This is a genomic window from Rhizobium sp. P44RR-XXIV (genome assembly GCF_001999485.2).
Classification (GTDB): Bacteria; Pseudomonadota; Alphaproteobacteria; order Rhizobiales; family Rhizobiaceae; genus Rhizobium.
Genome location: NZ_MPVZ02000028.1, coordinates 1,396,957 through 1,420,995 on the forward strand (window position 1 = coordinate 1,396,957; position 24,039 = coordinate 1,420,995).

Below are 24,039 nucleotides of genomic sequence, written 5' to 3' on the forward strand. Positions count from 1 at the left end.
TCATGACTTTCTACCGGACCACGCGGCTGATGCTGAGCAGCGCCGCCATCCTGTCTTTCGCCAGCTCAGCCTTCGCGCTTGATGGCAACGACCTGCTGAAGAAGATCAACGACGTATACGGCCAGCAGGGCGGCTCGATCGCCGCCGAAGGTGTCGATGTGGACGGCACCACTGTGACGCTGAAGGGCGCGACCCTCAAGGCCGCCGGGTTGGACAACAGCATTCCGCTCGGCGACATCACCCTGGACGGCGTCGAAGAAAATAACGGCGGCTACACGATCGACGAAATCGATTTTGCGGATGTCGATTTCGACAAGGATGGCGCAGCCGTTTCGGCCACCGACCTCAAGCTGACCGGTGTCGAGATTCCGGCCGACGCCACCAAGGGCGACCTGACCTCGCTTCTCTACTACAAGAGCGCCCATGCAGGCGCCGTGTCCGTCAGCAAGGACGGCGACGAAGTGTTCTCGATCGAGGGCGCCGATGCCAACATGAAGAAGCGCGACGACAAGTCGGGCCTCGACTTCGACGCCAAGATCAACGGCGTAAAGGGCGACCTCAGCAAGGTTGACGACCCGAAGGCCAAGGAAGCCATCGAGGCGCTGAAGCTGCAGCAGGTCGATGGCATGATCGCCATGAAGGGCAGCTGGGAAATTGGCCCCGGCACGATCGACATCAGCGAATATTCCTTCGATTTCCGGGATATCGGCAAGCTGAACCTGGCCTTCAGCATTTCCGGCTACACGCCCGCCTTCGCAAAGTCGATGCAGGATGCGCTCAAGACCGTACGCTCCAACCCGAACCAGCAGGAAGCACAACAGTCTGCCGGCCTCGCCATGCTCGGCCTTCTGCAGCAGCTGACGTTCAACAGCGCCAAGATCCGCTTCGACGATGCGTCGATCACGGCTCGCGCGCTTGATTTCGCCGGCAAGCAGCAGGGCGTCACGGGCAAGCAGCTCGCCGACACGCTGAAGGCGATGACGCCGATCATGATGGCGCAGCTGAATGTTCCGGAACTGCAGAACGCCGTATCGGCTGCCGTCAGCTCCTATCTCGACAATCCGAAGAGCCTGACGATCTCCGCCGCTCCGGGCAAGCCGGTTCCGGTGCCGATGATCATCGGGGCTGCCATGGGCGCTCCGAACTCGATCCCGCAGGTCATCGGCCTCAAGGTTTCGTCGAACGACTGATCGGTCATTCACCGAACGATATGGAAACCCGGCGATTTCGGTCGCCGGGTTTTTCTTTGCCGTCAAAGGCCTGCTGTCGTGGCGAGCTGATACTTCCGAAGCTCGCTCAAGCCATGGGCTATCAAGGCGAGCAGCTCATCCGTCGTCGCACCGTCCCTCGCCTGCACGGACATGCCTTGCACGATCGCGCCGAGAAAGCGCGCCAGCGAGCGGGCATCGGCGTCCGGCCGCATGTCACCCTCCGCAATACCGCGCTCGATCCGGGCGGTGAAGATATCCAGCGTCTGCAGGCGCATGGATGCGACATGGTGGGCAATCGGCTCGTTTTCTTCGGCGCAATTCAGCACTGCCGTCGAAATCATGCAGCCCTTCGGATGTTCAGGTGCGGTGAAAATCCTGGCCGAATTCGTCAGGAAGCGTTCGAAGGCTGTCACCGTATCCACCTTCTCCTGAAAGGGATTACCGGGTTCAGGCCGCGGCATGCGGCGATATTGCTCGAGCGTCTCGCGATAGAGATCAGCTTTCGAATTGAAGGCGGCATAGAGGCTCTGGGGCGTAATTCCCATTGCCGCGGTCAGATCGGCGATGGAAGAGCCGTCATAACCATGCTTCCAGAATGTATCCCGTGCGGCGGCAAGAACGGTCTCGCGATCGAAGGCGGGCGGGCGGCCGCGTTTGCGCGGCGCAGAATTTTCGGCCGCTTCATTATTTTTCACAATGGTCACTCTAGAAATAATCTCCAATCTGGTTTATTCAGGAATGGTCATTGTGATTATAGAAGGTTTTGCGCCATGAGTCTTCCCCTCGAAAATTCCGCACGCCCAAGCGACGGCAGCCTTGCTGAAGGCGTGAATGCCGCTGTCGATTCCGCCCTGGCGGACAAGAGGTTGGTCGGCACCGTCGTTCTGGTCGCCCGGGATGGAGAGCTTGTCTATCGGCGCGCCGCCGGTCTCGCCGATCGCGAGAACAAGGTGGCGGTGCGAGAGGATACCATCTTCCGCCTTGCCTCCATCACCAAGCCGATCGTCGCCATCACCGCCATGCTGCTCGTCGAACAGGGCCGCATCGGGCTCGACGATCCGATCACCAAATGGCTGCCGGATTTCCGGCCGCGACTGCCCGACGGTGGCGAAGCCACTATCCTTATCCGGCATCTCCTCACGCATACTTCCGGGCTGGGCTACACATTCGCCGAGGAGCAGGACGGCCCCTATCATCGCGCCGGTGTGTCCGATGGCCTCGACACGCCCGGTCTTGCGATCGCAGAAAATCTCAGGCGCCTTTCCAGTGTCCCGCTTCTGTTCGCACCCGGCGAAAACTGGCGCTATTCGCTGGCGATGGATGTGCTCGGCGGCGTCATCGAAAAGGAGACCGGCCGCGCGCTCGGCGATGTAGTCGCAGAGCTTGTCATGAAGCCTCTCGGCCTTTCCGATACGGCATTCTCGGTTCGGGATCGCAGCCGCCTCTCGGCCAATTACGTAAATGGTGATCCCCAGCCGCAGCGAATGGAAGACGGCACGCTTGTTCCGATACTCGACGGTGTGATCCGCTTTGCACCGGACAGGATCTTCGATCCCGGCTCCTATCATTCCGGCGGCGCAGGCATGGCTGGAACGGCGCATGATATCCTCACAATTCTGGAGGCCATACAGAGGGGTGGCGCACCGCTCCTGGCGGCAGATACCGTGAAGGCGATGATGACCGATCAGGCTGATGGACATATGCAGGCTCTGCAGGCCGGCGTCGGTTTCGGCTATGGCTGGTCTGTCATCACCGATCCCCTCGCCGCTCAAGTGCCCTTCTCGACGGGCACGATCAAATGGGGTGGCGTCTACGGTCACAGCTGGTTCGTGGACCCTCGGAAAAAGCTGACTGTGGTGGCGCTGACCAACACGGCGCTCGAAGGCATGTGGGGGCAATTCACCATCGACCTCGCCAAAGCGGTCTATGCCTCGATTTAACCTGTGCCCAATATCCCAAACAAAAAACCCGGCGATTTCGGTCGCCGGGTTTTGTATTTCTGAACGGGCCTGAAGGACCTTAGTCCTTCTTCACCGGCGGTACCGGACGGATGGCCAGTTCGCGCAGCTGCGTCGGCGTTGCAGCCGACGGAGCGCCCATCAAGAGGTCCTGCGCCTGCTGGTTCATCGGGAACAGCGAGATCTCGCGCAGGTTCTTGGCGCCGACCAGCAGCATGACGATGCGGTCGATACCGAAGGCAGCACCGCCGTGCGGAGGTGCACCATACTGGAAGGCGCGGTAGAGGCCACCGAAGCGCTCCTCGACGTCGGCCTGGCTGAGGCCGACCTTTTCGAAGGCAGCGACCATGGTTTCCGGCGACTGGTTACGGATCGAGCCCGAGGCGATTTCAAAGCCGTTGCAGACGGCGTCGTACTGGAACGCCTTGATGGTGAGGGGATCCTGGTTCTGCAGCGCCTCAAGGCCACCCTGCGGCATCGAGAACGGGTTGTGGGCGAAATCGACCTTCTTTTCTTCCTCGCTCCATTCGAAGAACGGGAAGTCGACGATCCAGCACAGCTCGAAGCGATCGCGATCGACCAGGTTCAACTCTTCGCCGGCCCGGGTGCGGGCTTCACCGGCAAACTTGTAGAACTTGGCGGGATCGCCGGCGACGAAGAAGCAGGCGTCGCCGTCATCGAGGCCGAGCTGGGTGCGGATCGCATCAGTGCGCTCTTCGCCGATGTTCTTGGCGAGCGGGCCAGCGCCCTCGAGCTTTTCGCCTTCCTTGCGCCAGAAGATGTAGCCGAGGCCCGGCTGGCCCTGGCTCTGCGCCCAGGCGTTCATGCGGTCGCAGAATGCGCGCGAACCGCCGGTCTTGGCTGGGATTGCCCAGACTTCCACCTTCGGGTTGGAGGCGATCATGTTGGCGAAGACCTTGAAGCCGGAGCCGGCAAAATGCTCGGTGACGGCTTCCATGACGATCGGGTTGCGCAGGTCTGGCTTGTCGGAGCCATATTTGCGAATCGCAACGTCATAGGGGATGCGCGGCCATTCCTTGGTGACGGGCTTGCCATCGGCAAACTCCTCGAACACCTGGGTCATCAGCGGTGCCATGGTGTTCCAGACGTCTTCCTGGGTGACGAAGCTCATTTCGAGGTCGAGCTGGTAGAATTCGCCCGGCAGACGGTCGGCGCGCGGGTCTTCATCACGGAAGCACGGCGCGATCTGGAAGTAGCGGTCGAAACCGGCGACCATCAGCAGCTGCTTGTACTGCTGCGGCGCCTGCGGCAGCGCGTAGAAGGTGCCGGGATGGATGCGGGATGGTACGAGGAAGTCGCGCGCGCCTTCCGGCGATGAGGCCGTCAGGATCGGGGTCGTGTATTCGGTAAAGCCGACTTCGCCCATGTGACGGCGCATGGAGGAGATGACCTGCGTGCGCTTGACGATGTTCTTGTGCAGTGTGTCGCGGCGCAGATCGAGGAAGCGATACTTGAGGCGCACGTCTTCCGGATAGTCCGGCTCGCCGAAGATCGGCAGCGGCAATTCCTTGGCGGCGGAGAGCACTTCGATCTCCTGAGCGTAAAGCTCGATTTCGCCGGTCGGCATGTTCTTGTTGACGGTATCTTCCGTGCGGGCCTTCACCAGGCCGTCGATGCGGATGACCCACTCGCCACGGACAGTTTCGGCGAGCTTGAACGCCGGAGAATCAGGGTCGGCGACGACCTGAGTAATGCCATAGTGGTCGCGAAGGTCGATGAACAGCACGCCGCCATGATCTCGGACGCGATGAACCCAGCCGGAAATACGGACGGTCGAACCGACGTCGGACTTGCGCAGGGCGGCGCATGTGTGGCTGCGATAGCGATGCATAGTATATATCCTGGACTTGGCGGGCCGCGGCGAAAGGGCATGCAAGCCCTCGCCTGCCGACGAGAAAATCGGGCGGAAAAGCGCATGGCACGCCCGATTTGTCAAGGCTCCAACGCGGGAAGTCGACTTAAAGCTGTTTCATTCACCGCCTCTATCGACACCCGCAAGTAGCCGCTGCGGCAGTTTGGCTACCGCAATGCTATTGCTGAACGGCACGGTCAACTTTAAACAGACATCCAGATATCTTCGCCCCCGGAGCCCGACATGCCGATCCTGACCCGCCGCAATCTTCTGAAAGCCTCCGCGGTCGCAGGCGCCTATGGTGTCGGTCTTGGCATCGCCGGCAGGTTTGCCGGCAAGGCGGCGGCAGCCGAGCCGCGTGTGCTGAAGACCGCCAAGATCCAGGCCAATCTGGCGGATGACGGGCCTACCAAGGATGTCCTGACGTATGGTGACGGTGGAATGCCGCCTGTGGTGCGCATGAAGAAGGGCGAATCCTTCGCCGCCCGTCTCATCAACGGCATAGACGATCCGACGACGATCCACTGGCACGGCATCCGGCTTCCAAACAACATGGACGGCGTGCCCTTCCTGACCCAGCCCTATGTCTATACTGGCGATCATTTCGATTATGCCTTCACGCCGCCCGACGCCGGCACATTCTGGTATCACCCGCACTGCAACACGCTCGAGCAGATGGGCCATGGCATGACCGGTGTCATAGTCGTTGAGAATCCCAAGGATCCAGCATTCGATTCGGAAGTGGTGCTCAATCTGCGCGATTGGCGCTTGGGTGGCGACGGCCAGTTCATCGCGCAGTTCCGCCCGCGCGATGCCGCCAAATCCGGCACTTACGGCACGGTGCGAACTGCGAACTGGCAGCAGCAGCCGCAATATGACGCACCCTCCGGCGGCCTGGTGCGGCTGCGGATCGCGATTACCGACGTCACGCGTATCTATTCCTTCCGCGTTGATGGCGGCGAAGCGACCGTGATCGCGATTGACGGCAATCCGGTGCCGCAGCGCTTTCCGCTGGATTTATTGCAGCTCGGCCCCGGCCAGCGACTGGAGCTTGCGGTACGCATGCCCGATAGCGAGGGCGCAGTCGTGCAACTCGAGGACATCAAGGGAACGAATCCGAAGGTGCTGGCGACGCTGCGTTCGGTGGGTAGCTCGCTGAAGCGCGACGTTCGCGATCTGCCACCCCTAGAAGATAATCCAGTGCAGAAGGCAGATTTCGGCGCAGCAACACACCTGCCGCTGATCCTCAGCTCAACGGCGGAAAATACGGCAGACAACAGCATCTGCGGCTCGCTCGGCTACAGCTTCTGGGCGATCAACAAGGTGCCGTGGCCGGGCGACACGCCCGACCCGACCGCGCCGCTTGCCGAACTGAAACTCGGCAAGAGCTATGTCATCGACATGGAAAACGTGACGCCCCACAGCCATCCGATCCATCTGCACGGGATGAGCTTCACCGTCATCTCTTCTTCGACGCGGCAGGTGCAGCCGTTCGTATCCGATACCTACCTGATCCAGCCGGATGAAAAAGTGCAGCTCGCCTTCGTTGCCGACAATCCCGGCGACTGGCTGCTGCATTGCCATATCATCGAGCATCAGAAAACCGGCATGACCAGCTACGTCCGCGTCGCCTAACTTACAGCCGCCGATAGTCCATCCGCCTGGAGCCCTTCGCGGCTGCATCCTTCCGGGTAATTTCAGCAAAAAACGAAATGCGGCAAAGCTTTGTCCGCGAAAGTATTGACATATCCGGCTGAAAGGAGAAGGAAGTTAAGGAATTGTTTTACCGATGAATGTGTTGAGATGATCGAAACTACCGCCCAATTGGAGGCGGCCTGCCAAGAGCTGGCCAAGTCGGAATTCATTACCATTGATACCGAATTCCTGCGCGAGACAACCTTCTGGCCAGAGCTGTGCCTGATACAAATGGCGAGCCCGACAACCGAAGTGCTGGTGGATCCACTGGCCAAGGGGTTGGACCTTGCGCCATTTTTCGAGCTGATGGCAAACCCGGCCGTGCTGAAGGTTTTTCACGCGGCACGTCAGGATATCGAAATCATTTTCCATCGCGGCAATCTCATCCCGCATCCGATCTTCGATACGCAGGTCGCGGCGATGGTCTGCGGTTTCGGGGATTCCGTTTCATACGATCAGCTCGTCAGCCGTATCAAGAATGTCCATATCGACAAGTCCTCGCGCTTTACCGACTGGAGCCGCCGGCCGCTGTCGGAAAAGCAGCTGGACTATGCGCTCGCCGACGTCACCCATCTGCGCGACGTCTACCTTGCGCTTGACGAACAGCTGAAGCGCGAAGGACGAGCCTCCTGGCTGCAGGAGGAAATGGCTATCCTCGAAGCGCGCGAGACTTACGATCTGCATCCGGATGATGCCTGGCAGCGCCTCAAGATGCGACTGCGCAAGCCACAGGAACTCGCAGTGCTCAAATATGTGGCCGCCTGGCGCGAACGCGAGGCGCGCTCCCGCAACGTTCCGCGCGCTCGTGTGGTGAAGGACGATGCTATCTATGAGATCGCCCAACAGCAGCCGAAGGACAGCGAAGCGCTTGCCCGGCTCCGCACCATTCCGAAGGGCTGGGAACGTTCCGCCGCCGGTGCGGCCGTGATCGAGGCGATCAACGCTGCCCTGGCGCTACCCAAATCCGAAATGCCCCATCCGCCGCGCCATCAGCAGGCTCCCGAAGGCACGGCCGCCGCTGCCGAACTGCTGAAGGTGCTGCTGAAGCTGATCGCGGAAAAGCACGGCGTCGCGCCGAAAGTGATCGCCAATAGCGAAGATCTCGACAAGATCGCCGCGGAAGGCGAGAAGGCCGATGTTGCCGCCCTTACCGGCTGGCGGCGCGATCTCTTCGGCGAAACGGCTCTGCAGCTGATCCAGGGCCAGGTGGCCTTGCGCTTCGTCGGGAAGCGGGTCGAGACGGTCACGCTCTAGTCGCGACATCGCTCTTTCCCGACGCGTTGCGATTGCGTATGATTCGGCAACGGGCATGCAGACGGCGATCACGATTGCGCCGCAAATCTCGTGGAATGAACGTCTGATGTGGTCGTTATATTCGATGACGTTCCAGTTTGCTGGCGCAATTCCGCGCCAATGACAGGCGTCGCTTCTCGGCGGAAAAGTGAATGGGCATTCTCCATTCGATGCGCAACTGGATTCTGACATCGCTATTCGTCGCTTCGACGGGTGTCATCTACGGCAAGATATTCTTCCCGCAAGCGCCGTCCTATATTGGTGCGGTCTTTGCGCTCTTCTGCGGCATGCCGCTGCTGGTCTTCGAACGCCGGATGATCCTGTCGAGGCTGAATGACTGGATGCATCGCCTGCCGACACCGGCCTTCATCTTTTCGGCCTTGATCGTCGATTTCCTCCTGATGAGCGTCGGTTACGCCATTGCGGGCAGTCTCATGAAACTGCTCGGTCTGGTCGATGGCTCCTGGGAAGACCTCACGGTCCTGAAGATTGACGTCTATATCTATGCCGTGCTGGTAACGGCCATCGTCATTTTCGTCGGCCGCGTGCGGGAATTGCTGGGGCGCGATATCTTCCTCAGCCTGCTGACCGGTCGCTACCGCAATCCTGTGCAGGAAGAGCGCGTATTTCTGTTCGTAGATCTCGTCGGCTCCACCGCGTTTGCGGAAGAGCATGGAGATCTCAAGACGCAGGAATTTCTCGGTGCCGTATTTGGCGCCATGGCCGAACCCGTGCGTCGGCATCAGGGGGCAATCGACGACTATATCGGCGATGCCGCCGTCATCACCTGGCCGCTTCGGCGCGGTGTCAAGAATGCCAATTGCGTGCGCTGTGTCTTCAACATTCTCGACGATATCGAAAAGAATGCCGAGACATGGCTGAAATCATACGGTCGAGTACCACGCCTGAGGGCTGCCTTGCATGGCGGCAGCATCGTCACCGCCGAAATCGGCGTCGATCATCACAAGATCGCCTATTTCGGCGACACGGTGAACACCGTCGCCAGACTGGAATCACTCTGCAAGACGCTGGAGCGCCAGGTGCTGATTTCCACAGACCTCGCCCGGCAGCTGGAGCTTCCCGAAGCGATCATCAAGGAAGACCTCGGGGAGCATGCCGTTCGCGGCCGCGACCAGTCGCTTGGCGTCATCGCGCTTCATACGCAAAGCCGCCAGGCCCTCAAGACAGCACGCGGCAGATCGTAAGCGATACAAAGCATCGGCTGTATTGACATATCGACACACGCCTGGGCTTCACACCTCATAGGTTGTCCACAGTCACCAAATCTTCACCTAAGCGTTAATTCGTCGACACTGCTCGCCTGTTAAGCGGGGTTGTTTTCGCCAATCCTGGCCAACAAGGTGACATGATGACCCGAATTCTTTCTGCCTCTACGGCACTCTTCATTTTGCTTGCTGCATCGGCCCATGCCGACGAGCAGCAATTTCCGGCAAAGCTTGCCGGGCAGGCCATCCTGCCGGCCAACACCATCGTTCCAGCGCCGGCCGATGCGCCTGATTTCGTCAAGACCTCCGGCAAGTTCACGACGCCGGATCGCAAGCGCACAGAGGCTCTCGGCACCGTGCCCGGCAAGGACGGCGCTCGCGTGACCGACCTGAAGCTGCCCTTCGACGGCCAGCCAATCCAGGGTTTTTCCGGCATCAAGGCCATGCCTGACGGCACGTTCTGGACGCTGTCTGACAACGGCTTCGGCTCCAAGCAGAACTCCAGCGACGCGATGCTCTTCCTGCACCAGCTGAAGTTCGACTGGGACAATGGCAAGGTCGATGTCGTCAAGAACCTCTTCCTTTCCGACCCGAACAAGAAGGCCCCCTTCCCGATCGTTCTCGAAGGCTCCGACAAGCGCTATCTCACCGGCTCCGACTTCGACATCGAATCGATCCAGCCTGTCGCAGACGGCTTCTGGATCGGCGAGGAGTTCGGTCCCTATCTGCTGAAGTTCGATACGAATGGCCAGCTGACGGACGTCTTCTCGACGACGGTCGACGGCAAGCCTGTGATGTCTCCGGACAATCCGCTGCTGCAGCTTCCGGGCAACCCCACGCAGAAGATGCCGGCCTTCAACCTGAAGCGCTCTGGCGGCTTCGAAGGCCTTGCCATGTCGAAGGACGGCTCGAAGCTCTACGGTCTGCTGGAAGGCCCGATCTACAAGGATGACGGCCAGATGGAGAGCGTCGATGGCAAGACCGCCATCCGCGTCATCGAATTCGACGTCGCCTCGAAGGGCTGGACCGGCCGCAGCTGGCTCTATCCGTTCGCAGACAAGGGTGCGTCGATCGGCGATTTCAACATGCTCGATGAAAAGACGGCCCTGGTGATCGAGCGCGACAACGGCGCCGGCACGAAGGACAAGGCCTGCGCCGATCCCAAGCAGCCGAAGCCGGATTGCTTCGAAGCCCCGGCCGAGCTGAAGCGTGTCTACAAGATCGAGTTCAGCGACGCCAATGTCGGCAAATCCGTCCGCAAGATCGGCTATATCGATCTCATGCGCATCGAGGATCCGAACCACAAGCGTCGCCAGGGCGGCGGCGAAGGCTTCTACGACATGCCCTTCGTCACCATCGAGAATGTCGACCGCGTCGATGCCACGCATATCATCATCGGCAACGACAACAACCTGCCCTTCTCAGCCGGCCGCGCCGTCGACAAGGCAGACGACAACGAGTTCAGCATTCTTGAAGTCGGTGATTTCCTGAACGCGAAGTAAGCGCCAAAGATCCGGCCTCTCCCTGCCTTGCAGGGAGAGGCTTCATTCGATCGGACCTATTCGAAGCAGAACGCCAGTCGGCGGTTCGTGAGCTTGCCGAGCTGCTGCAGGCGCCCATCAAGCCTCTCGCCGGCAAAATCGTGATACTCGGCCGGAACCACGAATTCGAGATCCAGCTCGGGGTTTGTCGAACGGCGGAACGACAGATTGCGCACGACGCCCGGCATCGATGCCGAAAACAGATAGACCACGCGCAGCAGGCCGCCGAGCAGCTTGGCGCGCTCGATGTATAGCGGGGTTGCGATCGTCGCCAACGGCTCGGTCGCGCCGTCATCGTGCAATCCCTCGAAACGATAGTAATTGGCAAGCGCGATGAAGGCACGGCCGGCATGGGTGATGCCGACGAAGGACGTATGGGCGATGATGTTCAGCGCCTGCAGGCCACGATAGTCCGGATGAGCACGCCAGCTGATATCCGCCAGAAGGCACGCGGCCTGACGATAGCGGCTCTCTTCCTCGGTCTCGGTGATCCCGAAGAAGGGCATCATCCGCCCCGTCCATTCGGCGAGCTCGCGGGCATGCTCCGGCGAACGGGCTCGCAGGATGGCAAGCTCACCAGCCGCCACAAGCAACGGGTCGCTTTGGCGTTCCGCCTCCGTCAGCAAGGAGTAGAGATAGCCCTCGCGCACACCCTGCGCGGAAAAGGAGACGATGGACGGCTTCATGGTCGCCAACACTTCACGCATTGCCACGGCGCCGAAGGGCAGCAGCGAGCGACGGTGCTTGGAAATCGTCAGCAGAGCCGGGTCTTTCGTTTCCCGCGCATCGCCGAGCTGGTCGAGGAACCGCATCATCTCCTCGAGAGACACTTCATAGCCCTGCATCATGTGCAGCGGATATTTGCGGGTTTCCATATGCAGCTTGGCGATGTTTCGCCAGGTGCCGCCGACGGCATAGAAAGTGCGGCCCTCGCCCTTGGCGAGAAGCTTCGCCGTCTTCACATGCTTGCGCGCAAAGCTGCGCGCCTTTTCGATCGAACCGCCGGCATATTCCGACAGGCGCAGGCCGCCGAGCGGCAGGGTGATGCCCTTGCCGATTTCCCGGTCCTTGATATCGATCAATTCCAGCGAGCCGCCGCCCAGGTCGCCGGCAATGCCATCGGGATGAAAGAAGCCGCTGACGATGCCGAGCGCGGAGAAGCGCGCCTCCTCCTCGCCGGAGAGCACGCGCACCTTGCGCTGCAGGATGGTTTCGGCCTGATGGATGAATTCGGGACCGTTGCTCGCTTCGCGCGCAGCCGCTGTGGCCAGGACATAGATGGTCGATGCACGGGCCTGATCGGAGAGCGCCTTGAAGCGATGCAGGGCTGCAAGCGCCCGGGCCACGCTTTCCTCATCCATCTTTCCGGTCAGTGCTATGCCCTTTCCCAGGCCACAAAGCACTTTCTCGTTGAAAAGAATGGTTGGCGACCGCGAGTGGCCTTCATAGACGACGAGACGGACCGAATTCGACCCGATATCGACAACGGAAACAGGGGCAATACCGGGAAGGCGCCCCTGGGCTTCTGATTCAACCATGCAGGTCCAGTTTATTTGTTGCGGCCCGACAACAGCCCAGCGATCAGTTTCGGCGCACTGGATTTCAAGGCTTCACCGCGGCCGGACAGGCTGGGATTGGTCATGAAATACTGCTGCGCATTGAATGGCTCTTCTCCCTTGCGCACTTCCATGCGCCTTGAAGTACCGTCCGGCAATATCTCGTAGCTTTGCTGATTGTCAATGATATTGCCCAGCATGATCTGCGAAAGCACCTGCTCATGCACGGTCTTGTTGGTCAGCGGCACGAGGGTTTCAACGCGACGATCAAGGTTTCTCGGCATCATGTCCGCCGAGCCGATATAGACCAGCGCCTTGTCCGAAGGCAGGCCCTGGCCATTGCCGAAACAGAAGATGCGGCTGTGCTCGAGGAAGCGGCCGATGATCGACTTGACGCGGATATTCTCGGAAAGGCCGGCCACCTGCGGACGCAGGCAGCAGATGCCGCGCACGACGAGATCGACCTCGACGCCGGCATTGCTGGCACGATAAAGCGCGTCGATGATGTCAGGATCGACAAGCGAATTCATCTTCATCCAGATTGCAGCCGGATGGCCGTTCTTGGCATGCTCGATCTCACCCTCGATATGCTGAAGGATGCGGCTGCGGAGCGTGTAAGGCGAAACCGCGATCTTCATGTCATGTTCCGGCTCGCCATAGCCGGTGATGAAATTGAAGATGTTCGCCATGTCATGGGCGATCTTCGGATCGCAGGTAAAGTAGGAAAGGTCGGTATAGATCTTCGCGGTGATCGGATGGTAGTTGCCGGTGCCGAGGTGGCAATAGGTGCGCAGCTTGCCGTCCTCGCGCCGCACGACCATCGACATTTTCGAATGGGTCTTGAGTTCGATGAAGCCGAATACGACCTGCACGCCGGCGCGCTCGAGATCGCGAGCCCAGCGGATGTTTGCCTCTTCGTCGAAACGGGCTTTCAGCTCCACCAGAGCCGTCACCGACTTGCCGAGATCGGCCGCGTCGATCAGCGCACGTACGATCGGGCTGTCATTCGACGTACGATAAAGCGTCTGCTTTATCGCCAGAACGTCAGGATCCCTAGCAGCCTGGAGAAGGAACTGGACCACCACGTCGAAGGATTCGTAGGGGTGGTGGACCACCATGTCCTTTTCGCGGATGGCGGCGAAGCAATCGCCGGCATGTTCGCGAACACGCTCAGGAAATCGCGCATTATAGGGCTCGAAGCGCAGATCGTCGCGCGGCGCCTTGCAGATTTCGGAGAGCGTATTGAGGGCGAGCAGGCCCGGCAGAACCGCGATGCGGTTGCCCGGCACGTTCAGCGATTCCACCACGAACTGACGCAGCTCGAGCGGCATTTCGGAGTCGGTCTCGATGCGGATCACCGAACCGCGGCGGCGGCGCTTCAGTGCGGTTTCGAAGAAGCGCACGAGATCTTCGGCCTCTTCCTCGACTTCGATATCGCTGTCGCGGATCAGGCGGAACGTACCCGAGCCCTGCACTTCATAGCCGGGATAGAGCCGGTGGATGAAGATGTTCACCACGTCTTCAAGCGTGATGTAGCGGATGACGTTGCTCGCATCCGGCAGGCGCACGAAGCGATCGAGCGCCGGCGGCAGACGCAGCAGTGCCGTCATCGGCTCGCGACCGTTCATGCTCTTCAGCTGCAGCGCGATCGAGAAACCGAGGTTCGGAATGAACGGGAACGGATGGGCCGGATCGATGGAGAGCGGTGTCAGGACGGGGAAGATCGCCTGCTCGAACTCGGTGTGCAGCCACTGCCGATCCATATCGGAAAGGGCGGCCGGGCGGACGATCAGAATGTCTTCCTTGGCGAGATATTGCTGCAGGACGGCAAGCGAAGCCTGCTGTTCCATCTGCAGATTGTCGATCTCGCGCAGGATATCGTCGAGCTGTTCGGCCGGTGTCTTGCCGTCGGGCGTGCGCACCAAGATCTTCTGGCGGACCTGGCCTTCAAGACCGGCGACGCGCACCATGAAGAACTCGTCGAGATTGGCGGCGGAAATGGAGAGGAAGCGCACGCGTTCCAGCAGCGGATGCGCCGTGTTCAACGTCTCCTCGAGAACGCGGCGATTGAACTGCAGCCAGGAAAATTCGCGGTTGATGAAGCGTTCGGGGCTGCTCAGCAGCTCGTTGATCGGCGGCGTGGCCTCCGGTGTCTCTTGGCTGGCGTCCTGATGTTCCGTTACTGCCGAGTCCATGTTCCACCTACCCTCATCTCTAACCCATGTGCCACGTATATCAGTTTGACGACGGAACTGTGACAGTTCAACATCAGCTCAATCGGGTTGAGCGGCATTACCCAGTTCATTCAACACTTCAGTCGCCAGCACACGCGTAATTCGCGTGCCTCGCGCAAGCGCCAGCCGATCCAGCCGGTCGACGATCAGCTGCGCCGCGTTCATGGAACGCTCCATTCGATTGACGATATAAAGGACGAGTTTGTCATCGATATAAAGCTGGCGGTCGGCGAAGAGTTTTACGATCACCTGCGACAGCAATTCCTCATCCGCTCGCCGATTTCGACCACCGTCGCCGCCTTCAGGCGAGAGCGCAGATCCGGCAAGGTGACCGGCCAGGACATCGGCCAGAGGCGCGTCGTCATCAGCAGGCTGGTGCGGTTTTCCCTGACACTGTTAATGACATGGAAGAGCTCTCTATCGTCAAAGCCGAGGCGATCTACATCTTCGAAGATGACGGGGCCGTTCGCAGCCACAACGGCGGCATTGGCGCCCGCCACGGGATGGATCGACGTTGCGTCGCATCTCTCGCTCCAGATATTGGCGAGATGCGATTTTCCCGAGCCGACCGGACCGGCAAGGATGACCACCGGCGACGGCCAATGCGGCCAGGAATCGACGATCTTCACCGCCGCGTTCAATGGATTGGCGACGAGAAGGTCGTCACGGCCGCTTGCGGGGTCGTGCGTAAAGGCCAAGGGTAGCTGTTCGGCGGTCTTGCGCCTCACATCAGCATTTTTTGTATCGGTCATGTCTAGCTGTTCTCGGGCTTGCCGGCCTTGGCTCTGCGCGCCTTACCTGCTTCCGAACGGCCGTGGTAGAGATCGCTCTGAAGGTATCTCGAAAGGGCAAACCGGACAAGCACGCCGCAGGCTGCCGCGGCCGGAACCGCGATCAAAAGGCCGACAAAGCCGAAAAGGGCGCCAAAGGCGAAAAGCGCGAACATCAGCCAGACCGGATGCAGGCCGACACTTTCGCCGACGAGCTTCGGCTGAAGCACGTTGCCCTCGAGGAACTGTCCGGTGAAGAAGACCGCGAGCGTGAGGCCGACCCAAAGATAATCTGGCCAGAACTGGACCAGCGCCACTCCGACGGCCAGAACCAGCCCAACCATCGAGCCCACATAGGGAATGAAGCTGATTGCGCCGGCGAACAGGCCGATCAGAAGACCGAAGTTCAAGCCGACGAGCGAGAGGCCGACACCGTAATACACGCCGAGAATAATGCAGAGCGAGCCCTGTCCCCGGATGAAACCGGCAATCGCCTGATCGATCTCACGAGCAATCTGGCGGACAGTGGCGACGTGGTCCCGCGGGATCCAGTCGTCCACCTTGGCAATCATCCGGTCCCAGTCGAGCAGCATGTAAAAGGCGACGACAGGTGTGACGACCATCAGCGAGAGGATGTTGACGAGCGCCTTGCCGGAACTCCAGAGCTGGGCGAACAGGCCGCCGACGAAGCTCAGGCCTTCCGACATGATGCTGGAGAAATTGTCCTTGATCGCGCCGAGCTGATTGCGGATCCAGTCCGGCAGCACCATCGTCTGCGCCTTGGCGATTAGCTGCTGTATCTGCTGCACATAGGTCGGTATGTGCTGAATGAAGTCGTTGAACTGGTTGATGATGATCGGAATGACGATCGTCAGCGCCAGAGCGAAGACCAGCACGAAGGATACGAGGATCACCACTGTCGCCATCAGGCGGCTGAGGCCAAGCCTTTCCAGCCGGTCGGCGATCGGATCGAGAAAATAGGCGACCGCCATGCCGGCGATGAACGGCAGCAGGATCGTGCTGAAGATATAGACAAAGCTGATGAAGACGACGAGCACGATCACCCAGAACGTGACTTGACGCTTGAGGCTCGCTCCGCTGACCTTTTGCTCCATCGACTTCCCCGCTGTTTCCGGCCTACCTGCCGCTTGCTTAGGACATAGGATGATGCTGCAATTATGGTCAAGCCTCAGACCGGAAATCGGCTTCATGCGCTGTGAAGCGGGGAAATCGAGGGGTTTGAGGCGCTTGCGCCTTGCATAAACGGCCCTATCATGCAATGGCGACCCGATCGAAGCCCTGTCGAGACGAAGGGCGGCCATCGGAGGCGCAAGCATGAGCCAGTCTGGAAAAAACGGTCTGACCTATAGCGACGCGGGTGTCGATATCGATGCCGGCAACCTGCTCGTCGAAAAGATCAAGCCTGCCGTGCGCTCGACGCGCCGCCCCGGCGCCGATGGCGAAATCGGCGGTTTCGGCGGCCTGTTTGATCTCAAAGCCGCGGGCTTTACCGATCCTGTGCTGGTCGCTGCCAATGACGGCGTCGGCACCAAGCTGAAGATCGCCATCGACGCGAACTATCACGACACAGTCGGCATCGACCTCGTCGCTATGTGCGTCAACGATCTGGTTGTCCAAGGCGCCGAGCCTTTGTTCTTCCTTGATTACTTCGCCACGGGCAAGCTCGACCCCGACCAGGGCGCGGCGATCGTCGGCGGGATTGCCGCCGGCTGCCGCGATGCGGGCTGCGCGCTGATCGGCGGCGAAACGGCCGAGATGCCGGGCATGTATTCCCATGGCGATTACGATCTGGCTGGCTTTGCCGTTGGTGCTGCCGAACGCGGTCAGTTGCTGCCCTCGGGCGATATTGCCGAAGGCGACATTATTCTCGGCCTTGCCTCCTCCGGCGTCCATTCCAACGGCTTTTCGCTGGTGCGCAAGATCGTCGAACTTTCCGGCCTTGGCTGGGATGCCCCGGCCCCCTTTGCCGAAGGCAAGGCACTCGGCGAAGCGCTGCTGACGCCGACACGCATCTATGTGAAGCCGCTGCTCAAGGCCATCCGCGAGACCCATGCTCTGAAGGCACTCGCCCATATCACCGGCGGCGGTTTCCCTGAAAATATCCCGCGCGTGCTGCCAAAGCATCTGGCCGCTGAAATCGATCTGGCCGCCGTCAAGGTGCCGCCGGTCTTCTCGTGGCTCGCCAAGACAGGCGGCGTCGAAGCCAAGGAAATGCTGCGCACCTTCAACTGCGGCGTCGGCATGATCGTCGTCGTGGCGCCGGAAAATGTTGCTGCCGTCAAAGCCGCGCTCGAAGCTGAGGGCGAGGCAGTCATCACACTCGGTCGCATGATCGCGCGCGAAGAAGGCGCTCACGGCACCGTCTACAAGGGCACGCTGGCTCTATGACCACGCCGCGCAAACGCGTCGTCGTCTTCATCTCCGGCGGCGGCTCCAATATGCTGGCTCTTCTGAAAGCCACGAAGGCCGCCGATTATCCGGCCGAGATCGTCGGCGTCATCGCCGACAAGGCCGATGCCGGTGGGCTGGCGAAAGCCGCGGCCGAGGGCATTGCCACATTCTCTTTCGTCCGCAAGGATTTTGCCAGCAAGGAAGCCCATGAAGAGGCGATCCTTGCGCAGCTGGACGCCCTCTCGCCCGATATTATTTGCCTTGCAGGCTACATGCGGCTGCTTTCCGGCCGCTTCATCCAGGCCTACGAAGGCCGGATCATCAATATCCATCCTTCCCTGCTCCCGCTTTTCCCCGGCCTGCATACGCATCAGCGTGCCATCGACGCCGGCATGCGCATCGCAGGCTGCACGGTGCATTTCGTCACCGAAGGCATGGATGAAGGCCCGGTGATTGGACAGGCCGCCGTACCCGTCTTGACCGATGACACGGCGGACGCGCTGGCTGCCCGCGTACTGACGATCGAGCATCAGATCTATCCGCAGTCGCTTCGCCTCTTCGCGGAAGGCAGTGTGAGGATGGACGGCGGAAAGGCCGTGAGCCTTGCCAAAACGCCTGCCGCCAAAGGGCAGCAGGTCGTGTCACTGCTCGGTGATGCGAGCTAGTTTTCAGGCGGCCAGCGCCATCAGCGGATGCAGCGTGCCGTCGCTATAAACGATGCGACCGCCGCGGAAGGTTGCGCGGATGCGGTGAACCGAGCCCGGTTCGACTGCCACCAGATCGGCAAGCTGGCCGATGGCGATTTCGCCGCGATCCTTGAGGCCTGCCGAACGCGCGGCATTGGACGTTGCCGTCGCAACCGCCGCTGGTAGACCACCGGCAACCACGTCCGCAATCTTGAAAATCGCCGGGACGAAGGCAGCCGGGTGGTAGTCGGCCGCAATGATACCGAGCAGGCCGGAGCGGGCGGCATCCAGCGCACTGAGATTGCCGGACATGGATTGGCCACGCAACGCGTTCGGCGCACCCATCAAGGTCCAAAGACCACGACGGCAGGCTTCCTCTGCTGCCGGTCCGGTGACTGGAAATTCGCTGATCGTGACGCCGAGATCGTGCATCGCCGCAACCTTTTCGGCGCTGTCATCATCATGCGAGGCGAGCGACAGCTTATGCTTCAGCGAAAGCCCGACCACGTCGTGCAGCTTGCGCTCGATCTCCGGGTCCTGGCGCTGCGCGATACGCTTTGCCACGACTTCCTCGGCCGCCTCGCGCGACATGGAGCGGCGCTCGGACATGCTGCGGATATAGCTTTCGATATCGTTGTATTGCCCCTGCCCCGGCGTATGGTCCGTGAGCGAGACCATATCGACGGAGCCCTCTTCCAGCAGCCGCTCCAGCGTCGGAGCGGCGCCGAGATTGGTGATCTCGTAGCGGGCATGGACACGATGATCGATCAACAGTTCATGGCGCAGGCCGTTGATGCCACGGATGACCGCCGAGGTGGTTTCGAGCGAGCGGACGTGACCGTAGACGCTTTCAGTCGCAAAGGAGAGTGCGGCAAAGGCCGTGGTGACGCCGGCAGCGGCCAGTTTCTTGTCGAGTTCGTGAATGCCGAAATCGATCGGCATCATGGCATTCGGCCGAGGGGCGATCTCACGCTCGATCATGTCACAGTGAAGATCGACGAAACCCGGCATCAGCAGACGCCCGCCACCATCGAATGTCGGCTGTTCCACTGGCTCGGAGCGGATTTCGGCAATCACGCCGTCCTCAATGCGCACCGCGCCGCTCTCGACGACTTCATTGGGAAGAACGAGCGTGAAATTGCTGAGCCACATCGGCTTTCTCCTGAAACAGCGTCAAACATCGAAAGCGGTAGGGAAACATTCGAATGTTTCCGATCAAGACGCCCCGTTAGCCCCGATTCGTGACATGATGATGAACGCCGGGAATATACCTCCTGACCGTCCGCCTGCTTACGTCAGGCTGGCCTTGTTCAGAACTGCCCATTGCAGCAGCATGATCGTCTTTGCGTCGTAGATATCGCCCGCCTCGATCATGGCCATGGCTTCGGACAAGCGAACTTCCAGAACCTCGATATCCTCGTGTTCCTCGGCAAGCCCGCCGCCATCGGCGACGCGATCCGTCGTATCGATTACGGCGGCAAAGAAGTGGATGACCTCGGTCACTGAACCGGGAGAGGTCAGCGCCTTGAAGAGGAAGCGGACGTCACGAATGCGAAACCCGGTTTCCTCCATGGCTTCACGATCGTCACCGTCGAGCAGTCCGGCGGGCACCTCCATCATCCATGCCGGCAGGCCGACCAACTGCGATGGCAGACGATATTGACGGACAAGCACCACCGTCTCACGCTTGGGATCATAAAGCAGGATGCAGGCGGCAGGTGTACGATGGTAGATCTCGCGCTTGACCCGGTGTTTCTCGCCGCGCGAATCCGTGTAGTCGAGATCGTAGCTGCTCAGCCGCGTCCATTGATCCGCCAACGTCTTTTCGTTGACGATCTCGGCTTTCGCCTTTCCAAATTCGGTCATGCCACATCCTTGCGAAGCCATACCTTGTTGTCGTGAACCGCCGCGCCGCCATAGGGCGCGACCGGATCGGCGCCGGTGAGCACGTTGATGCCCTCGCCGTCAACATGAGCCTTGTTCGGCCAGAGACCTTCGGCGATCAGCACGCCGGGCTTCACCTCTGTCGTCACGCGCGCATGGAGGCGAATAGCGCCCCTCATATTGCCAACGCGGATCAGCTCTCCATTGATGATATCGAGCCGCTCGGCATCGGCCGGATTGATCATCACTTCGGGACGGCCTTCCTTCTGCCGGGAGGTCTTGGTTTCCGCAAAGCTCGAATTGAGGAAATTGCGCGCCGGCGACGTTGCGAGCCGGAACGGATGCTCGGGATCGACCACTTCGATCACGTCGACCTGATCCGGAAATTCCGGCAGCTCCACATGCGGGCCAAGCAATCCAACGGCGGCCGGCGGCCGGTTCGGCGCGGGCTGGTTGACCCAATCCGGACGGAAGCGGAACTTGCCGTCGGGATGGCCAAAGCCGTTGATGAAATGCGCGTCTTCGAAAGCTGGCTGGCGGTCAAACCATTTGTGCTCGAGGAAATAGTCGTAATCCGGCAGCTCGCTTTTCGTCAGAATCCGATCGACCATCTCGCGGGCGGAAAAGCCGAAGCCGGGGCGATCCGCCACGCCGAGACGCTTGGCCAGTTCCTCGATGACGAAAAGGTTGCTGCGTACCGTCGGTGGCGGCTCCACCAGCTTCGGGCCAAGAAGAATATGGTTCTGGCCACCGGCGCGATAGATATCGTCATGCTCGACGAACATGGTGGCGGGGATGACGATATCGACCATCTCGGCCGTGTCGGTCATGAACTGCTCGTGCACGGCGACGAAGAGATCGCTGCGGGCAAAGCCGCGCTTCACCAGCCGCTGCTCGGGCGCGATGTTCACCGGATTGGTATTCTGGATCAGCATGGCCGTCACCGGGCCGCGATGGCGCAGCGCCACGGCGTCGCCGGTCAGCGCCCGGCCGATCTGCGACTGATCGATCATGCGGATGTCGGCATCCTTCATGGCGCGGCCGGTCAGCTCGCTCGCATCCATGCGGAAGATATCGCTGTTCGAATGAAAGGCGCCGCCACCTTCATATTGCCAGGAGCCCAGCACCGTGGCGATCGAGGCCGCCGCATGCATGGCGATGGCACCGTTGCGCTGGCGGGTGAAGCCGTAGCCCAGGCGGAAATAGGTCTTCTTCGTGGTTCCCACCAGCTTGGCGAAGGCTTCGATCTCGTCGACCGAAAGGCCTGTGATATCGGCGGCCCAGGCAGGCGTCTTCGACTTCAAATGCTCTTCTAGACCTGAGGGATCGTCGGCATATCTAGCCATATAGGCGCGGTCGGCATAGCCATCGCGGAAAGCGACATGCATGACGGCGCAGGCGAGCGCCGCATCCGTGCCCGGCTTGACGATCAACGCCAGATCGGCCTGCTTCATCGTCGGATTGTCGTAGATATCGACGACGACGATCTTGGCGCCGCGTTCCTTGCGGGATTTGATCGCATGCGTCATCACATTGACCTGCGTCGCCACCGCATTCGTGCCCCAGATGACGACGCAGTCCGTGCGGCCCATCTCGCGCGGATCGGGGCCGCGCAGCACGCCCGTCGCCATGGTAAAGCCGGTCCAGGCCGGATTGGTGCAAATCGAGGAAAAGAAGCCGGAATAACGCTTGGCATGGCGAAGGCGATCGATGGAATCGCGCTGCACCCAACCCATGGTGCCGGCATAGAAATAGGGCCAGATCGCCTCGCTGCCATCCCTGGCCTCGGCCTTGACGAAGGCCTCGGCGATCTCGTCCAGAGCGTCGTCCCAGGAGATTTCCTGCCAGCTCCCCTCGCCCTTGGCGCCGGCACGGCGCAAAGGCTTCATCAGACGATCAGGATGATAGAGCCGCTCGGCATAACGCGCGACCTTGGCGCAGATGACGCCGGATGTGTAGGAATGATCGCCGGCGCCGCGGACGCGGCCCATCCGCCCATCCTCGGTCAGATCGATCTCCAGCGCACAGGTGGACGGACAGTCGTGCGGACAGGCCGTGTGACCAATGCGGGGTTTGGCTTGAATAGGGGTCGCAATGTTCATGATATTTCTATATTTCAAGCGGTGACCGGCCACTAGCGATAATCCGGCCCATCTCAACAATTCATGCGGACTTCACCGACAATGAACTATCGGCATATCTATCACGCGGGCAACTTCGCCGATGTGCTGAAGCACGCGATCCTTGCCCGCCTCGTCCGCTACATGCAGAACAAGGACAAGGCATTCCGCGTCCTCGACACGCATGCCGGCATCGGGCTTTACGATCTCTCCTCGGAGGAGGCGCAGAAAACCGGCGAGTGGCAAGACGGAATCGGCCGCCTGCTCGAGGCGGAACTCGTGCCACAGGTGGCCGACCTGCTTGAGCCCTACCTCACTGCCGTTCGCGAGCTGAACCCCGAGGGCGGCATCCGGCTCTATCCCGGCTCGCCAAAACTGGCCCGCATGCTGTTTCGTCCGCAAGACCGGCTGTCCGCAATGGAACTGCACCCCCAGGACTTCCAGCGGCTGCACCGGCTGTTCGAGGGTGACCACCACGCCCGCGTCACGGAGCTCGACGGCTGGCTGGCGCTCGGCGCGCATCTGCCGCCGAAGGAAAAACGCGGCATCGTGCTCGTCGACCCGCCCTTTGAGGAAGACGGCGAATATGAGCGGCTGGTAGACGGCCTGGCGAAGGCGTGGCGCCGTTTTCCCGGCGGCACCTATTGCCTCTGGTATCCGATCAAGAAGGATGCGCCGATCAAGCAGTTCCACGAGGCGCTGCAGGCATTGGAAATCCCGAAGATGCTTTGCGCCGAACTCACCATCAAAAGCGATCGCGGCTTCACCGGGCTCACCGGTTCCGGCCTCATCATCGTCAATCCACCCTTCACGCTGAAGGACGAGCTGCATGCGCTGCTGCCGGCGTTGAAGGACCTGCTGGCGCAGGACCGTTTCGCCTCGCAGCGCGCCTTCTGGCTGCGCGGCGAACATTGAATCCTTCTCTGCATATCCCACAGGTGACTTGATGAGACTGCTCTGCTCGCCCGCCTCCCCCTTTTCCAGCAAGGTGCGCATGGCGGCGCGCCATCTCGGCATCAAGTTGGAGGAAATCCATGTCGAGACGAATGCAGGACCGGCGCTGCTCGTCGACAACAATCCGCTCGGCAAGATCCCGACCTTGCTGACCGGCGATGGCGAGGCGATTTTCGACAGCCGTGCGATCATGCACTACTTCGACCGCCAGGAAGGCGGCCTTTATCCGCCCAAGAAGGGCAAGCGCACCGAGGCCGAAGTTCTGGAAGCGCTATGCGACGGCACGAAGGAATGCCTTCTCTCCATCGTCTATGAACGACGGCTTCGCGAGCCTGAAAAGCAGCACCAGCCGTGGATCGACCGGCAATGGACAAAGGCAAAGCGCGCACTCATGCATCTTAGCGCCGAACCGCCGAAGATCGGCAAGAAGCTGCATGCGGGACATTTCGCGCTTGCTGCCCTCATCGGCTATTTGCAGCTCCGCTTTGAAGGCCAATGGGAGACGGATCACGCCGGCCTGATCGAATGGGCTGCGAAGTTCGAGAAGCATTTTCCGGCCTATCAGGCAATGAAGCCCCGGGCATAAATCGTGCCCGATCACATCAGGCGCTGATGCCTCACAACTC

The 24,039-nt window shown here is 60.6% G+C and carries 18 protein-coding genes and 1 pseudogene; 10 read left to right on the plus strand and 9 right to left on the minus strand.

Features of this window, described 5'->3' with window-relative positions; translation table 11 throughout:
* The first annotated feature begins 2 nt into the window (after positions 1–2).
* A complete protein-coding gene (locus BSK43_RS24020; RefSeq protein WP_077470055.1) occupies positions 3–1,190 on the plus strand; it encodes a hypothetical protein in 1,188 nt (395 codons plus the stop codon).
* A 62-nt stretch (positions 1,191–1,252) separates the two neighbouring features.
* On the opposite strand, the gene BSK43_RS24025 is transcribed toward BSK43_RS24020, so the two are convergent.
* Entirely contained in the window at positions 1,253–1,915 is a 663-nt protein-coding gene (locus BSK43_RS24025) for a TetR/AcrR family transcriptional regulator (protein WP_205910651.1), read from the minus strand.
* A gap of 66 nt (positions 1,916–1,981) precedes the next feature.
* On the opposite strand from BSK43_RS24025, the gene BSK43_RS24030 reads away from it, so the two are divergent.
* Entirely contained in the window at positions 1,982–3,151 is a 1,170-nt protein-coding gene (locus BSK43_RS24030; protein ID WP_077470054.1) for a serine hydrolase domain-containing protein, read from the plus strand.
* A gap of 79 nt (positions 3,152–3,230) precedes the next feature.
* On the opposite strand, the gene aspS is transcribed toward BSK43_RS24030, so the two are convergent.
* Positions 3,231–5,021, minus strand: coding sequence for an aspartate--tRNA ligase (aspS, locus tag BSK43_RS24035; RefSeq protein WP_077470053.1), 1,791 nt, complete (start codon positions 5,019–5,021; stop codon positions 3,231–3,233).
* A 264-nt stretch (positions 5,022–5,285) separates the two neighbouring features.
* Between aspS and BSK43_RS24040 the strand changes: the two genes are divergently transcribed.
* The 4 genes from BSK43_RS24040 (at position 5,286) to BSK43_RS24055 (ending at position 10,758) form a co-directional block, all read left to right on the plus strand.
* The gene (locus BSK43_RS24040; protein WP_077470052.1) at positions 5,286–6,677 is read left to right on the plus strand and encodes a multicopper oxidase family protein; all 1,392 of its coding nucleotides are present in this window, start codon (positions 5,286–5,288) and stop codon (positions 6,675–6,677) included.
* A 168-nt stretch (positions 6,678–6,845) separates the two neighbouring features.
* Positions 6,846–7,991 (plus strand): ribonuclease D, encoded by a 1,146-nt coding sequence (gene rnd, locus BSK43_RS24045; RefSeq protein WP_068385734.1) that lies wholly within the window; start codon positions 6,846–6,848, stop codon positions 7,989–7,991.
* A 191-nt stretch (positions 7,992–8,182) separates the two neighbouring features.
* Positions 8,183–9,235 carry an adenylate/guanylate cyclase domain-containing protein gene (locus BSK43_RS24050; RefSeq protein WP_077470051.1) on the plus strand — a complete coding sequence of 351 codons (1,053 nt, stop codon included), beginning with the start codon at positions 8,183–8,185 and terminating at the stop codon, positions 9,233–9,235.
* A gap of 164 nt (positions 9,236–9,399) precedes the next feature.
* Positions 9,400–10,758: an esterase-like activity of phytase family protein gene (locus tag BSK43_RS24055; RefSeq protein WP_077470146.1), complete on the plus strand. Its 1,359-nt coding sequence runs from the start codon at positions 9,400–9,402 to the stop codon at positions 10,756–10,758.
* Positions 10,759–10,814: 56 nt separating this feature from the next.
* Here BSK43_RS24055 and ppx read toward each other — a convergent pair whose 3' ends face one another.
* The 4 genes and pseudogenes from ppx to BSK43_RS24075 form a co-directional block, all read right to left on the minus strand.
* Complete coding sequence (gene ppx, locus BSK43_RS24060) at positions 10,815–12,335, minus strand: exopolyphosphatase (RefSeq protein ID WP_077470050.1); 1,521 nt, start codon at positions 12,333–12,335, stop codon at positions 10,815–10,817.
* Between the two features lie 11 nt (positions 12,336–12,346).
* Complete coding sequence (locus tag BSK43_RS24065) at positions 12,347–14,548, minus strand: RNA degradosome polyphosphate kinase (RefSeq protein WP_077470049.1); 2,202 nt, start codon at positions 14,546–14,548, stop codon at positions 12,347–12,349.
* A gap of 78 nt (positions 14,549–14,626) precedes the next feature.
* Positions 14,627–15,339 (minus strand): annotated as a pseudogene (gene hdaA / locus BSK43_RS24070) (DnaA regulatory inactivator HdaA).
* A gap of 2 nt (positions 15,340–15,341) precedes the next feature.
* Positions 15,342–16,472: an AI-2E family transporter gene (locus tag BSK43_RS24075; protein WP_077470047.1), complete on the minus strand. Its 1,131-nt coding sequence runs from the start codon at positions 16,470–16,472 to the stop codon at positions 15,342–15,344.
* A 220-nt stretch (positions 16,473–16,692) separates the two neighbouring features.
* Here BSK43_RS24075 and purM point away from each other — a divergent pair, with 220 nt between their 5' ends.
* Both purM and purN read left to right on the plus strand, forming a co-directional pair.
* On the plus strand, positions 16,693–17,766 hold the full coding sequence (purM, locus tag BSK43_RS24080; protein ID WP_077470046.1) for a phosphoribosylformylglycinamidine cyclo-ligase: 1,074 nt from the start codon (positions 16,693–16,695) through the stop codon (positions 17,764–17,766).
* Entirely contained in the window at positions 17,763–18,434 is a 672-nt protein-coding gene (gene purN, locus BSK43_RS24085; RefSeq protein WP_077470045.1) for a phosphoribosylglycinamide formyltransferase, read from the plus strand. Before purM ends, purN begins: the two co-directional genes overlap by 4 nt.
* A 3-nt stretch (positions 18,435–18,437) precedes the next feature.
* On the opposite strand, the gene BSK43_RS24090 is transcribed toward purN, so the two are convergent.
* From BSK43_RS24090 to BSK43_RS24100, 3 genes are all read right to left on the minus strand, one after another.
* Complete coding sequence (locus tag BSK43_RS24090) at positions 18,438–19,607, minus strand: alpha-D-ribose 1-methylphosphonate 5-triphosphate diphosphatase (RefSeq protein ID WP_077470044.1); 1,170 nt, start codon at positions 19,605–19,607, stop codon at positions 18,438–18,440.
* Between the two features lie 138 nt (positions 19,608–19,745).
* Positions 19,746–20,321, minus strand: a complete 576-nt coding sequence (locus BSK43_RS24095) for an NUDIX domain-containing protein (RefSeq protein ID WP_077470043.1) — start codon at positions 20,319–20,321, stop codon at positions 19,746–19,748.
* Positions 20,318–22,441, minus strand: a complete 2,124-nt coding sequence (locus BSK43_RS24100; RefSeq protein ID WP_246662663.1) for a molybdopterin oxidoreductase family protein — start codon at positions 22,439–22,441, stop codon at positions 20,318–20,320. The genes BSK43_RS24095 and BSK43_RS24100 overlap by 4 nt, the downstream gene beginning before the upstream one ends.
* 81 nt (positions 22,442–22,522) lie before the next feature.
* Here BSK43_RS24100 and BSK43_RS24105 point away from each other — a divergent pair, with 81 nt between their 5' ends.
* Positions 22,523–23,374: a 23S rRNA (adenine(2030)-N(6))-methyltransferase RlmJ gene (locus tag BSK43_RS24105; protein ID WP_077470041.1), complete on the plus strand. Its 852-nt coding sequence runs from the start codon at positions 22,523–22,525 to the stop codon at positions 23,372–23,374.
* A 31-nt stretch (positions 23,375–23,405) separates the two neighbouring features.
* Positions 23,406–23,999, plus strand: coding sequence for a glutathione S-transferase (locus tag BSK43_RS24110; protein ID WP_077470040.1), 594 nt, complete (start codon positions 23,406–23,408; stop codon positions 23,997–23,999).
* Positions 24,000–24,039: the final 40 nt, after the last annotated feature.

Coding starts and splice junctions, on each gene's coding strand:
- BSK43_RS24020 (WP_077470055.1), top strand. CDS start 3: ATGACTTTCTACCGGACCACGCGGCTGATGCTGAGCAGCGCCGCCATC.
- BSK43_RS24030 (WP_077470054.1), top strand. CDS start 1,982: ATGAGTCTTCCCCTCGAAAATTCCGCACGCCCAAGCGACGGCAGCCTT.
- aspS (WP_077470053.1), bottom strand. CDS start 5,021: ATGCATCGCTATCGCAGCCACACATGCGCCGCCCTGCGCAAGTCCGAC.
- BSK43_RS24040 (WP_077470052.1), top strand. CDS start 5,286: ATGCCGATCCTGACCCGCCGCAATCTTCTGAAAGCCTCCGCGGTCGCA.
- rnd (WP_068385734.1), top strand. CDS start 6,846: ATGATCGAAACTACCGCCCAATTGGAGGCGGCCTGCCAAGAGCTGGCC.
- BSK43_RS24050 (WP_077470051.1), top strand. CDS start 8,183: ATGGGCATTCTCCATTCGATGCGCAACTGGATTCTGACATCGCTATTC.
- BSK43_RS24055 (WP_077470146.1), top strand. CDS start 9,400: ATGACCCGAATTCTTTCTGCCTCTACGGCACTCTTCATTTTGCTTGCT.
- ppx (WP_077470050.1), bottom strand. CDS start 12,335: ATGGTTGAATCAGAAGCCCAGGGGCGCCTTCCCGGTATTGCCCCTGTT.
- BSK43_RS24065 (WP_077470049.1), bottom strand. CDS start 14,548: ATGGACTCGGCAGTAACGGAACATCAGGACGCCAGCCAAGAGACACCG.
- BSK43_RS24075 (WP_077470047.1), bottom strand. CDS start 16,472: ATGGAGCAAAAGGTCAGCGGAGCGAGCCTCAAGCGTCAAGTCACGTTC.
- purM (WP_077470046.1), top strand. CDS start 16,693: ATGAGCCAGTCTGGAAAAAACGGTCTGACCTATAGCGACGCGGGTGTC.
- purN (WP_077470045.1), top strand. CDS start 17,763: ATGACCACGCCGCGCAAACGCGTCGTCGTCTTCATCTCCGGCGGCGGC.
- BSK43_RS24090 (WP_077470044.1), bottom strand. CDS start 19,607: ATGTGGCTCAGCAATTTCACGCTCGTTCTTCCCAATGAAGTCGTCGAG.
- BSK43_RS24095 (WP_077470043.1), bottom strand. CDS start 20,321: ATGACCGAATTTGGAAAGGCGAAAGCCGAGATCGTCAACGAAAAGACG.
- BSK43_RS24100 (WP_246662663.1), bottom strand. CDS start 22,441: ATGAACATTGCGACCCCTATTCAAGCCAAACCCCGCATTGGTCACACG.
- BSK43_RS24105 (WP_077470041.1), top strand. CDS start 22,523: ATGAACTATCGGCATATCTATCACGCGGGCAACTTCGCCGATGTGCTG.
- BSK43_RS24110 (WP_077470040.1), top strand. CDS start 23,406: ATGAGACTGCTCTGCTCGCCCGCCTCCCCCTTTTCCAGCAAGGTGCGC.